This is a genomic window from Paenibacillus sp. FSL W8-1187, assembly GCF_037965485.1.
Classification (GTDB): Bacteria; Bacillota; Bacilli; order Paenibacillales; family Paenibacillaceae; genus Paenibacillus_O; species Paenibacillus_O pasadenensis.
The window spans coordinates 4667679-4680002 of record NZ_CP150181.1 but is presented as its reverse complement, the minus strand read 5'-3'; the positions used below and the strand labels follow the sequence as shown (position 1 = coordinate 4680002).

Here is a 12324-nt window from a genome sequence, read left to right as displayed (position 1 = left end):
GCTCGGACGGCGCCGGATGCGCCAAACGAGCCTAACAACAAGCATCCCAAGGGAGGAATCACCATGTCCGGACTGCTCGGCACGAACGTCATCACCCAAATCGGCATTCTCGTCCATGACATCGACAAGACCAGCCGCGTCTACGCGGACTTTTTCGGGATGGACGTCCCGCCGGCGATCCTGACGGACGCGCCGGAGATCGCGCGCACCGAGTTCGAGGGAGCGCCGAGTCCGGCCCGCGCCCGGCTGGCTTTCTTCGACATGGGCTCCCTGCAGATGGAGCTGATCGAGCCGGACGAGCATCCGAGCACGTGGCGCAACTACTTGAACGAGCACGGAGAGGGCGTCCACCACATCGCGTTCCAGATCGCCGGCATGGCCGAGAAGATCTCCGTGCTGGAGGGCAAGGGCTACGCGCTGCAGCAGAAGGGCGAGTATACCGGCGGGCGCTACGCCTACATGGACACCGCGCCGGACCTGAAGGTGCTCGTCGAGCTGCTGGAGAACGACTAGACGGCAAAGGGAGGATCCTGACATGAACATCCTGATTACCGGAGCGGGCCGCGGGCTCGGCCTGGAGCTGGCGGCCGAGTGCCTGGGGCGCGGCCACCATGTGCTGGCGGGGCTGCGCCGGCCGGAGCAGCCGAGCCCGGAGTTCCGGGCGCTGGCTGACCAGCATGGCGAGCGGCTGGAGCCGGTCCGGCTCGACGTCGCCGACGAGGCGGGCATCGCCGAGCTGGCCGCGCGGCTGAGCGGACAAGGGCGGCAGCTCGGCGCGATCGTCAACAACGCGGCCGTCCTGGAGGCTCGCGAGACGCCGATCGAGCGGCTCGACCTCGCCTTCATGGAGTCGACGATGGACATCAACCTGTACGGTCCGATGCGCGTCGCCAAGCATCTGCTGCCGCTGCTGACCGAACCGGACGCGGCGCTGATCAACATCTCCTCCGAGGCGGGCAGCCTGACGAACGCCTATCCCGGCGATTATCCGTACACGCTGTCCAAAGCCGCGATGAACCTGCTCACCGAGCAGCTGTCGCGCGTGCTCGCCGAGCGCGGGGCGATTGCGCTGAGCGTGCATCCGGGCTGGATGCGCACCGACATGGGCGGCGAGCAGGCCAAGCTCGATCCGCGCGAGAGCGCCCGCGGCATCGCCGACCTGATCGAGCGCCGCGTCGAGGCCCCGCCGGGCTTCCGCTTCGTCGACTATTTGGGGAGGCCGATGGCGATCTGATCCGGGCGGCGGGCGGCAGCAAGAGCGTCATCAGGCGCGCGTCAAAACGCCGGGCCTTGTTCAGGCCCGGCTTGTTCGCGTTCTCCGCTTGAGCCCGCCGCTCGCGTCGAGCCCGCTGGCGGCCGCAGGCTCGGCGGCGGCCGCCAGCGGGCTCGGCGGCGGCCGCTACACGACGCCTTGCAGGATCATCGCATCGGCGACCTTCCGGAAGCCGGCGATGTTGGCGCCGGCGACGAGGTTGCCCTGGAAGCCGTAAGCTTCGGCGGCGTCGACGCTGTTGCGGTAGATGTCTCGGATGATGGCGTGCAGCCTGCGGTCGACCTCCTCGAAGCTCCACGACAGACGCATGCTGTTCTGCGCCATCTCCAGGGCCGATACGGCAACGCCGCCGGCATTGGCCGCTTTGGCCGGGCCGAACAGCACGCCGGCCGCCAGCAGCAGATGCACGGCTTCGAGCGTGCACGGCATGTTGGCGCCTTCGGCGACGGCGATGACGCCGCCGCTCGCCAGCTGCCGCGCGGCGTCCGCGTCAAGCTCGTTCTGCGTGGCGCAAGGGAGCGCGATCTCGCATGGCACGCTCCAGATGCCGCCGCTGCCGGCATGGTAGGACGCATGCGGACGCTCGCGCACGTACTCGCTGATGCGGCCTCCCTCGGAGAGCTTGATCCGCTTGACGAGCTCGAGGTCGATGCCGCGAGGATCGACGATGTATCCCGCCGAATCGCTGCAGGCGACGACGAGGGCGCCGAGCTCCTGCGCTTTTTGCATGGCGTAGATCGAGACGTTGCCGCTGCCGGAGACGACCGTGCGCCGTCCGTCAAGCTCCAGGCCGCGCGAGGCGAGCAGCTCCTGCACGAAGTAGATGCAGCCGTAGCCGGTCGCCTCCGTCCGTCCGAGGCTGCCGCCGTACTGGACGCCCTTGCCGGTCAGCACGCCGGGCTCGTTGCCGCCGCGGATGCGCTTGTACTGGCCGAACATGTAGCCGATCTCGCGCGCGCCGACGCCGATGTCGCCCGCCGGCACGTCGACGTCGGGGCCGAGGTACTTCTGCAGCTCGGTCATGAAGCTCTGCGTGAAGCGCATGATCTCCAGGTCCGACTTGCCCTTCGGATCGAAGTCCGAGCCTCCCTTGCCGCCACCGATCGGCTGGCCGGTCAGCGCGTTCTTGAACGTCTGCTCGAAGCCGAGGAACTTGATGATGCCGGCGTTGACGGTCGGGTGGAAGCGGATGCCGCCCTTGTATGGACCGAGCGTGCTGTTGAACTGCACGCGGAAGCCGCGGTTCACCTGCACCCGTCCCTGATCGTCGACCCACGGCACGCGGAAGGAGACGAGCCGGTCCGGCTCGACGAGGCGCTCCAGGATGGCATGCTTGCGATACTCCGGATGGCGGACGAGCACGGGCTCCATGCTTTCGAGAAATTCCTGGACGGCCTGATGGAACTCGGGCTCCTGGGGATTGCGCCGGACGACGCTTTCATAGACGGACTGCAGGTAGGCTCCGGCCTCGGAACCGGCGGACACGGAAAAGCTCATGATGAACGACCCCTTTGTCAAAGTAGTGGCGAATGCGTCTTGCCAGGGACTTGCAGACTTGCGGACTTGCGGAAGGAAGGCTTAAAGCAGCTCCCGGCGCAGCTGCTCCGGCGATTTGGGCGAGAGCAGGCCGAACGGAATGTCGAATACGGTGCGCGCCCCGGTCTGCCCCTGCTCCCGCAGGCGGCATACCGCGCGGGCGTAGGCGACGAGCACGCTCGCCGTGAACTTTGGGTTGCTGCCGAGCTTCAGGCCGAACTCCATGAGCTGGCCCGTGCCCTCGCCGGTGGAGCCGCTGCGGATGACGAAGCCCCCGTGCGGCATGCCGCTGTGATCGCGCTGCAGCTCCTCGTCCGTAATGAATTCCACCGTCGTGTCGTAGTCGGCAAAATAGTTCGGCATCGTGACGATCGCTTCGCGGATCGAAGCCCGGTCCGCGCCGGTCTCGGCGACGACGAAGCACTGCCGCAGATGCTTCTCGCGCGTCGCCAGCTCCGGCCGCTCTCCGCTGCGCACGCGCTCGACCGCGGCCTCGATCGGCACCGTGTACTGCACGCCGGCCTTCACGCCGTGGATGCGCCGAATGGCGTCGGAGTGGCCCTGGCTGACGCCTGTGCCCCAGAACGTATCGGTCGAGCCCTCCGGCAGGATCGACTCCGCCAGCAGGCGGTTCAGCGAGAACAGCCCCGGGTCCCAGCCGGTCGAGATGAGGCTGAGATTGCCCCCGGCCCGTGCGGCGGCATCGACCCGCTCGTAGAACTCCGGGATGCGGGCATGCGTGTCGAAGCTGTCCACGGTGCTGAATGCCGCCGCCAGCATCGGCGTCTGCTCCGGCAGATCGCTCGCCGAGCCTCCGCACAGGAGCATGACGTCGATCCGGTCCCGGTACAGCTCGGCGTCCGCGATCGTTGCAAATACGGCATCGCCGCAGGCCGATTCCATCGAGGCCGGATCGCGCCGGGTGAAGATCGCGGCCAGCTCGAGATCGGCGTTTTGGCGGAGCGCTTTATGGACGCCTTTTCCCAGATTTCCGTAACCGACGATGCCGATTTTCCACTTTTTGTTCATCGTTTTCGCCCCTTTTTCAGTCAATCTGTCTTGTGCAGGCATTAGGAGGAGGATAGACAAAGTTGACATCACATGTCAATGGTTTAAAGCGAAAAAGCTTGATTTCATTCTTTTCCGATCGCGTGACGGGTCCTTGATCCGCTCGCAATCGGGTCTTATCGGACCGTAAAAGAAAACCGTGATCAGCGCGTTGTCGCTGTGCTATACTGGCGCAAAGCTCGGCTTGCCGCGAGGGCGGCCGACGGCGATTTGAATCCGAGCCGGGACAAGGAGGAGAACGAGATGTTTCCCCATGAGGAAGGCCTGCGCCTGGCGCAGGAGCGGGGCGTGACGAGCGTGCTGGAGACGGTCGACGTCTCCACGGGCGCGCGCCGCGCGAGGGCCGAGTTCGAGGCGCTGATCGAAGCGCCCAACTGGACGCCCGACGGCAAGCGGCTCATCTTCAACAGCGGCGGCAGGCTTTACGCCTTCGAGCTGGAGGGCGGAGCGGTCGCCGAGATCGGGAGCGGCTTCGCGGACCGCTGCAACAACGACCATGTGCTGTCGCCGGACGGACGCCGGATCGCGGTCAGCCATCATACGGAGGGGGACGGCCGCTCGCGCGTCTACGTCCTGCCGGTCGAAGGCGGGGAGCCGCGGCTCGTCACGCCGCTCGGGCCGAGCTATCTGCACGGCTGGTCGCCCGACGGCCGGACGCTCGCCTACTGCGCCGAGCGCGGCGGCGCCTACGACATCTACGTCATCGGCGCGGACGGCGGCGAGGAGCGTCGCCTCACCGACGCTCCGGGACTCGACGACGGGCCGGAGTACGCGCCGGACGGCCGAATCTGGTTCAACAGCACGCGCTCCGGGCTCATGCAGCTGTGGCGCATGGAGCCGGACGGCAGCGGGCAGCGTCAGATGACGTTCGACGAGCATCGCAACAGCTGGTTCCCGCATCCTTCTCCGGACGGACGGCTCGTCGCCTATCTCGCCTACTGCGAGGGAGACGTCGAGCCGGCCGACCATCCGCCGAACCGGCAGGTCGAGCTGCGCCTGCTGCCGGCTCTAGGCGGCGAATCCCGGCTGCTGGCCGAGCTGTTCGGCGGTCAGGGCACGATCAACGTGAATTCATGGTCGCCGGACAGCCGCGAGCTTGCTTTTGTCAGCTACCGGCAGGCCGGCGGAGACATGGGGAAAGAGAAAGGGGAACGGACATGAGCGGACTTGCCATCGGAGAGGCGATCGCGCGCATCCAGCGGGAAGCGGGCGTCAAGCCGGAGGAGGGGACCGTCGACACGCTCAAGACCGGCGATCCGACGCAGCCGCTGCGCGGCGTGCTCGTCTGCTTCACGGCGACGGCGGACGTCATCCGCGCGGCGGCGGCAAGCGGCGCGAACCTGATCGTCACCCACGAGCCGACCTGGTACAACCATCGCGACGAGACGGACGGGCTGGAGGACGATCCGGTCTACCGAGCCAAGCGCGCGCTCGTCGACGAGCACGGCATCGCCATCTGGCGCTTCCACGACGACTGGCATCGCCGCCGGCCGGACGGCATCCAGGAAGGCATGCTGCGCCGGCTCGGCTGGCCGGCTCCGACGGACGGCGGACACGGCGCCGTCGTGCAGCTGCCGGAGCAGACCGTGCGCGAGCTGGCGGCGCAGCTCAAGGAGCGTCTGGGCGTGCCGTACGTGCGCGTCGTCGGCGATCCGGACTGGACCGTCTCGCGCATCGCCATGCAGGTCGGCGCGCCGGGCGGAGAGCGCCAGCTGCGGGCGGCTGCGCGCGATGATGTCGACGCCGTGCTATGCGGCGAGACGGTCGAGTGGATGACATGCGAGTACGTCCGCGACGCGGCGCTGCTCGGCCGCCGGCGTGCGCTGCTCGTCGTCGGGCATTTCCATAGCGAGGCCGCCGGCATGGAGCATCTGGCCGACTGGATTGCTCCGCTGCTCGGCGGCGCGCCCGTGGCGTACGCGCCAAGCGGCGACCCCTACCGTTACCTGTAAGCGCGGAGAGGCGGTTCGGACGGTCATCGTTTCATCTTTTCCTGAATGTGGTAATGATTAGGCGAATTTCATCGCTGCTCATCCCATTCAGGCGAAGAGGAGGAAGAGATGATCGGACAGCGTATGAAGTGGCGCAGCGGGCTGCGCTCGCATGCCGAGCGGCTGCTCGGCGGAGCCGGGCGCTGGCTCGCGAAGCATCCGTACGTCCTGCATCTGTACGCCCTGCTTTCCTGGGCGGCCTTGCTTTATTTCCTGAGCACCCTGTTCTTCTATCCCGAATCCCGCAAGCTGGGCGTGCAGTACCTGTGGTCGATCTACGTCCTGCTGCAGTTCTGGTGGCTGTGCCGGAGCAAGACGCTTTCCTGGCGCTCGGTCATGCTGTTTTTCCTGGCCGGCGCCTGGCTCATCGTCCCGCTCACCGGGTTCGCGGTCAGCCTGCTGACCGCCTGGACGGGCAGCGATACGGGCGACCTGTGGAGCCGCGCTTTGCTGACGCCGATCGCCGAGGAGGTCGTCAAGCTCCTGCCGCTGGCGGCTTACCTGCTGTTTTCCCGGCGCGCCTCGGCGCTCAGCCTCGGGGACTACGCGCTCATCGGCGGCGCGGTCGGGGCGGGCTTTCAGTTCATGGAAGAGACGGCGCGCCGCTGGACGACCGGACACATCTTCCCTTACGGCTACAGCTGGATCAGCGGCAAGTTCATCCACTGGAACGTCGGCGAGCTGTTCCCCGGCTACCTGCAGCTGACCCGCGGCCCGGCGTACATCAGCTACAGCCACGCGATGCTGGGCAGCCTCGCGGCGCTCGGGGTCGGGCTGGCGATCCGCTTCCGCGGCAAGCTGAGAGGCGCCGCTCCGGCGGTGCCGGCCGCGCTGCTCGCGCTAGCGATCTTCGACCATGCGGCCTACAACGCCAGCTACGACCTGCCCGACATCCTGCAATGGATCGGGGATTGGACCGGCAACGGGCATGCGACCAAGCCGCTTTATTTGCTGCTGCTTGCCGGCGCGGTCGGGTACGACTACGTCCAGCTGAACCGCATCCGCGACCGGCTGCCGATGCTGGAGCGGGAGCGATGGCTCGATCCGCTGAGCGAGCTCGCCCGCAGCGGCGCCGCCTTGTTCTTCCGGCGCGGACGGTTTCGGGAGCAGCTGACGTTTTTCCGGGAGCGCAAGCGGCTCGGCTGCACGCTGCTCTACGGCAACGAAGAGGCGCTCGGCGCCGAGCCGGACATTCGCCGCGAGACGCGGCGGCTGGCCGCGCTGCTGGGAGCCGCCGCGCTGCTGCTGGCGGCGGCCTCGCTCCACCTCCATGCGCTGCTGCAGGCGCCGGATGCGGCGCACGGCTGCTTCGCCTGCATGTTCGAGGATCTGCAGCAGTGGTGGGACCGGCGTTCCTTCTGGGAAAAGACAGCCATGGCGGCGGGCATGCTCGCGCTGTCCCTGCTGTTTCTGGAGCTCTGGCCGGCGATCGGCCTGATCTCGACCGTGACCGGCCTGTTCGGCAGCGGCGCGACGATCGGCGCGTTCCTGCGCGATCCGCGCAGCTTCCTGACGCCGGGGCGGCTCGCCGCGCTCGGCGTCGATCTGGCGCTGAGCCGGATCCCGCTCGGCCGGCTCGCGGAGCGCATTCCCGGCCGGTTCGGCGAGTGGCTGCGCAAGCATCTCGACGTGCGGACCGTCGAATACGACATCGCCAAGCTGCAGAACACGTCCCGTTTCCGCGCGGGGGCGCTGGAGCATATTCTCGATGGCGAGCTCAACCGCCGCGGGCGGGGCGTCGGCTACCACTACGAGGGAATGCCGACCGCTCGCGGGCGGGTCATTCCCGGCACGGAGTCGCCTCCGAACGCGCACGGCGTCTATCAGGCGCAGGTCGAGATCGACGGCGTGCCCAAGACGGGCAACCAGGGGATGTCGACCTTTTTCCCGAAAGACATGAGTCCGCAGCAGATCGTCGACTCCATCAACGAGGCGTTCGCGAACCAACGCCATGTGACGGGCAACACGTACACGGGCACGACCTCGTCCGGCATGCGGATCGACATGTATCTGGACCGGAGCGGCAGCATCATCTCGGCCTTCCCGCATTATTGAACGGCAAAGGAGACGAACGATAGCGATGAAATACCCCTATGCGATCGAGAAATTGAACCACGGCGGGCAGGAGCTGACCGTCATGAGGCTGCCGGCGGAGCTCTCGCTCGTCGAGACGTTCCTGTTCACCGACGTCAATCGGGGGAGCGGACCGCAGTACCTGGACGCGATCGGCGCGGTGCTGCGCGGCGAGTCCGACGGGCGCGAGCTCTCGGGCAACGCCTGCACGCTGGAGATCGGCCGGGAGCGGACGCGGGTCGTCGATGAGCTGGCCGACGAGGACAGCTGCTGCGAGCTGGAGACAGAGGAGCTGCAGCGGCTGATCGAAGCGTGGATGCGGGAGATTTAGGCTCGGGCGCAGCGGCCCGGTCCGTTGGAGGCGTGGACGGCGCTCGCGGCGGAATGAAGGAGAGAAGGGCTGATCATCAGCCCTTTTTTGCGTTGTTTGCGTGGGAGAGGATGTTGATCAGCCTGCTGGACGGTGGCCTTGGATCATAAAGCAATCATACGTTCGGAACACCCTCCTGCGCTCGGCTTGCGGCATAATGAGCTCGCAAGCAGCCGCCTATGAGCGGCGAGATCGCAGGGGGAGTGGAGATACGATGATGATGGGACTAGGATTGCTGAGCTTGGCGGGGATGCTGGCGTTCATGGCGCTGGCGGTCGTGTCGGCGGTGCGGAAGACGGGGAAAGGAAGACGCGATCTGCTGATCGCGGTCGGGTTGTTCGTGCTGTTCATCGTCATGCTGGCGGCATCTCCGGATCCGGAGGATGCGGGCAAGCGGCCGGCAGCCGGCGCCGTGACGGCGGACTCGCCGGCTGCTTCGCCTGACGCCGAGCCGGCGACTGCCGCATCGGCTTCGCCAACCGCCGAAGACGTCCAGGCGCAGGAGGCGCGGCTCGCGGCAGCCAAGGAGGAGCAGGAGGCGGCGGACAAAAAAGCCGCCGAGGCAGCAGCGGCGAAGGCAGCTGATGAGAAGCGCCAAGCGGCGGAGGAAGCGAAGAGCCAGGCGGCCGAAGAGGCGGCGGCGAGAGCCCTCGAAGAAAAACGGCTCATGAGCAGCGTCATGAACCGGTTCATCGACCGCATGGTGAGTTCCGGATCGTCGCTCAGTCCGGAGTCGAGCGCCTATTTGGAGAAGCATGCCTCCTGGTTCCCGGCCCGTACGGCCGAGGCCAAAAAGGCCGCTCGGGCGGCCGTATCGGCCAGCACGACGTCGCGCCACTTGTTCAAGAACGTCACGCCTCATCAGGAGAAGATCGTGCGTTTGTCCGGCACGGCCGTTCAGGTCGAGGAGACCGAGACCGACTTCGGCACGCTGGCGATGATCCATATCCTCGACGAATTCGGCAACTCCATCATGGGCGTCTACCTCGGCTCCACCGGCGACCTGCTGTCCGGCGACGAAATCACCCTGTACGGCGCGCCGACGATCGCCTACTCGTTCGACAACGTCAGCGGCGGCACGACCAACGCGATTTTGCTGGCGGTATCGAACTTTACGTTGTGAGCGGCAGCTGGAGCGGAAGGAATAGGGGCCGGCTGCCTTGAATAAGACGACCATCGAGGAGACCGCTGCAAGGCGGCTCCTATGATTCGGGCTGACGACAGCCTGCGTGATCATGAGGGAGGCTATCCGGATGTCAACCGAGCCCTATCAAGTCGAAACAGGAGCAGCCGAGGTCAGGCTGTGGTCTAGCAAGCGCCTTCCATATGAGCCGAAAGGCTGGCAGCTGGAGATGAAGCGGCATCTGCGGGAGGCTTTGCTTGCTTTGGAGGGCGATTGCTCGGCTGCCGTCCACATGGCCTATGAATCCTTGGAGCGGGATCGATTCGATCTGGAAAACGTGCTCGCTTACAATGTCGGCGCCGGAGCTTTTCGGAAGCTTCGGCCAAGGCTTCTGATCATGGAGAGAGCCTTCGCGCCTCCAAGAAGGCAGCCGGCAAACACGGCCAGCCCCCAGTCGGAGTACCCGATCTCCCACAGCTATCGGATCGGAGTGCCGGAGAGGCCCGAGTGGCATCGGACCGGCCTGATCGTATCATGGGAGGCCATGCTCGATCGGCTCCATTCCGGCTGCGGAGCGGCTCAGATCTGGAGAAGCGTGAAAGAAGGCATCATAACGCAGCGGATGCCGGCTCCAGTCGAGCTCGCCGAAGCTCCGCTCGGGATCAGCGTGCAGATCGGCCTCCCGCCTCGATTCGGCTTGAGCCTGTTTTCGGTTCTCAAGCCGCTGCTGGACGGCATCATGGCCGCTCTCCAGAGGCATGACGGCAGCAGCCGGGAAGAGGCTTGCCGTCGTGTCGCCCAGGCGGCGGGCATTGCTCCTGCGCAGGCGATGCGCTGGCTCGAGGAGGATCCAAGAGCCGTCCTTCCAGCGGGCAAGGTGGTCTTTCCTTATCGCGAAGGCGTCTTCTGGAATCCCGCCGACGATCGCTTGGTCCAGATCGAGCTCGAAGTCGTGCATGAGACCGATTCATCTGCCTCCATCCGATGCGCCGGGCAGCTGCATGTCGTCGAGACGAGGAGAGGGGACGTGGAACCGGAATGGATTTGAAAAAGAAGCTATGCCTCCTCTCCTGCGGAGCGGCGAAGATTTGGGACCGCATGCCGGAAACGGGAGCCGTTCCGGCGCGGCTGGCTTATACAGGAGCATACTCGGTACTGTGCCGCGAATACGCAGAGACATTTTACAACGAGGATTGGCTCATCCTGTCGGACAAGCACGGGTTCCTGCGGCCGGATGACATCGTCCCGGAGAATTACGACGTCAGCTTCCGCAGGCCTTCCGCGGAGCTCGTATCGGATGAGGTCCTGCGAGAGCAGGCAGAGCGCCTTGAGCTGGATGCCTATGAGGAGATCGTCATGCTGGCAGGAGGACATTATGTCGAAAGGATTCGTGCGGCCCTTCCATCGGCAGCCATCGCCACCCCGATGCGCGGCCTCCGGATCGGAGAACGGATGCAGTTCCTGCGAACTGCGATCGCGGATCATCGCAAAGAATCTCCCAAACCGGTCGTTCCGAGAGTCAGAAGCAAATATGCGTCTCTGCAGATCTATCTGAGCGGAAGCAGCCAGGACCGCATCCGGCTGTCGATCCAGGAGATCGAGCAGCTGCTCGGATTTCCATTGCCGAAATCCGCCCGCATCCATGCCGCCTGGTGGGCCAATACGCAGACTCATTCGCATGCTTCGGCCTGGATGGAGCCGGGCTGGAAAGTCGAGCGTGCCGAGCTCGGAGCGTTTACGGAATTTTCACGACAGTAGAGTGAAGACGCTCACCGATCCTGCAGATCGTCCGCCCAGTCCGGGCGCTCCACAGCCCATCTCCTGCAGGAGCGGGCGATCTTCAGCTTGTAGAAATAGTCGTTCTCGTACCGTTCCTCGATCAAGCTCTGCCTCGCTTTGTCGTTGGAGGCGAAGAAGTCGAGCTTTTCCCGCAGCTTCTCCTCGCTGAAAATTCCGTATATTTCCTGCTCCACATGGTAATCGCAATAAAACCAGCCGTCGAGATGCCGCTCCTCCTCATCATCGACGATATCCCCGCAGCCGGCCTCGCATCGATAGGCCGCTTGCAAATTCACCTCGACGTCGTGCTTCCGGAACAAGGGGGAAAGCACCTGGAAGACCTCCTCCGCATCCTCCAGCCGCTCGAAAACCATGTTGAAGCCCCCGTGGCAGGGATGTCCATATGTCTGAAGCAGCTCGATCACGTCGGCATCCAGGCCTTCCTGGAGCATCGATATCATGACGGCGTTCATCTGCCCCTCTTCCTCATGGTCCGAGGCGTGGAAGTATCCAAGCCCGGTCCGGAACCAGTAAAGCGGCTGCCGCTCCGGCCTCCACTTTAGGATCGACGACTGGAGATCAGCAAGCTTGAGGATATGGCGATAGATTTCGTGAGCCAGCTTTCCGTCCGCGCCTTCATCATTCAGGAAAGAGCGAAACTCCTGCACCACAGAGTCGATCTCCTCGCACAGCGCTTCGAGCCGGCGCTCCGGGCAGCTGTCGGCTTCAAGCTCCTGCTTCCAGGATCGAAGCGTCTCCAGGTACTCATAGCGGATCGCCATGTAGTCATCCTCATAAGGATGCACGGAGCAGCCCGGCGTCGGATCGGCCTCTTCCTGGCACTCTTCCGAACAGAACAGGGCACCCGATTCATGGCAGAGATAATCCAGTCCGACGAGCGAACCGCACGCGGAGCAGCAGCCTTCTGCCGGATAGAGCAGACGCGCCAGCGCGTCGAGCCGCTCCGCTTCCTTCTCCATCTGCTGCCGGATGCGTTCCGCCTCGCGGGCGACGAGGCTTTCCTCTCCGGGCAAAGGCGGCTCCGGCCAGCGGCCGCTGTCCTCCAGCATAGCTCGCAGCTCCTGCCGCACGTGGACAAGTCGGGCATGAT

12 protein-coding genes are annotated in these 12324 nt (G+C 65.4%); 9 read left to right on the top strand and 3 right to left on the bottom strand.

The window, feature by feature from the left end:
- Nucleotides 1-63: 63 nt before the first annotated feature.
- Both NYE40_RS20235 and NYE40_RS20230 read left to right on the top strand, forming a co-directional pair.
- Nucleotides 64-513 carry a VOC family protein gene (locus NYE40_RS20235; protein WP_339278872.1) on the top strand — a complete coding sequence of 150 codons (450 nt, stop codon included), beginning with the start codon at nucleotides 64-66 and terminating at the stop codon, nucleotides 511-513.
- A 22-nt stretch (nucleotides 514-535) separates the two neighbouring features.
- Complete coding sequence (locus tag NYE40_RS20230; protein WP_339278871.1) at nucleotides 536-1234, top strand: SDR family oxidoreductase; 699 nt, start codon at nucleotides 536-538, stop codon at nucleotides 1232-1234.
- Between the two features lie 165 nt (nucleotides 1235-1399).
- Here NYE40_RS20230 and gdhA read toward each other — a convergent pair whose 3' ends face one another.
- Together gdhA and NYE40_RS20220 are read right to left on the bottom strand one after the other, a co-directional pair.
- Complete coding sequence (gdhA, locus tag NYE40_RS20225; RefSeq protein WP_339278870.1) at nucleotides 1400-2770, bottom strand: NADP-specific glutamate dehydrogenase; 1371 nt, start codon at nucleotides 2768-2770, stop codon at nucleotides 1400-1402.
- An 81-nt stretch (nucleotides 2771-2851) separates the two neighbouring features.
- Entirely contained in the window at nucleotides 2852-3838 is a 987-nt protein-coding gene (locus tag NYE40_RS20220; RefSeq protein WP_339278869.1) for a diaminopimelate dehydrogenase, read from the bottom strand.
- Nucleotides 3839-4120: 282 nt separating this feature from the next.
- Between NYE40_RS20220 and NYE40_RS20215 the strand changes: the two genes are divergently transcribed.
- The 7 genes from NYE40_RS20215 to NYE40_RS20185 all read left to right on the top strand — a co-directional run bounded on the left by NYE40_RS20215 (nucleotide 4121) and on the right by NYE40_RS20185 (nucleotide 11192).
- The gene (locus NYE40_RS20215; protein WP_339278868.1) at nucleotides 4121-5038 is read left to right on the top strand and encodes a transporter; all 918 of its coding nucleotides are present in this window, start codon (nucleotides 4121-4123) and stop codon (nucleotides 5036-5038) included.
- Nucleotides 5035-5829 (top strand): Nif3-like dinuclear metal center hexameric protein, encoded by a 795-nt coding sequence (locus NYE40_RS20210; RefSeq protein WP_028598770.1) that lies wholly within the window; start codon nucleotides 5035-5037, stop codon nucleotides 5827-5829. Before NYE40_RS20215 ends, NYE40_RS20210 begins: the two co-directional genes overlap by 4 nt.
- A gap of 108 nt (nucleotides 5830-5937) precedes the next feature.
- The gene (locus tag NYE40_RS20205; protein ID WP_339278867.1) at nucleotides 5938-7923 is read left to right on the top strand and encodes an EndoU domain-containing protein; all 1986 of its coding nucleotides are present in this window, start codon (nucleotides 5938-5940) and stop codon (nucleotides 7921-7923) included.
- Nucleotides 7924-7948: 25 nt separating this feature from the next.
- On the top strand, nucleotides 7949-8272 hold the full coding sequence (locus tag NYE40_RS20200) for a hypothetical protein (protein ID WP_028598771.1): 324 nt from the start codon (nucleotides 7949-7951) through the stop codon (nucleotides 8270-8272).
- Between the two features lie 253 nt (nucleotides 8273-8525).
- Nucleotides 8526-9434 carry a hypothetical protein gene (locus NYE40_RS20195; protein ID WP_339278866.1) on the top strand — a complete coding sequence of 303 codons (909 nt, stop codon included), beginning with the start codon at nucleotides 8526-8528 and terminating at the stop codon, nucleotides 9432-9434.
- Nucleotides 9435-9564: 130 nt separating this feature from the next.
- The gene (locus NYE40_RS20190; RefSeq protein ID WP_339278865.1) at nucleotides 9565-10482 is read left to right on the top strand and encodes a hypothetical protein; all 918 of its coding nucleotides are present in this window, start codon (nucleotides 9565-9567) and stop codon (nucleotides 10480-10482) included.
- Complete coding sequence (locus NYE40_RS20185) at nucleotides 10419-11192, top strand: DUF6884 domain-containing protein (protein ID WP_339278864.1); 774 nt, start codon at nucleotides 10419-10421, stop codon at nucleotides 11190-11192. Before NYE40_RS20190 ends, NYE40_RS20185 begins: the two co-directional genes overlap by 64 nt.
- A gap of 11 nt (nucleotides 11193-11203) precedes the next feature.
- Here the strand turns inward: NYE40_RS20185 and NYE40_RS20180 are convergent, their stop codons facing one another.
- Entirely contained in the window at nucleotides 11204-12283 is a 1080-nt protein-coding gene (locus tag NYE40_RS20180) for a hypothetical protein (RefSeq protein WP_339278863.1), read from the bottom strand.
- Between the last annotated feature and the right edge of the window lie 41 nt (nucleotides 12284-12324).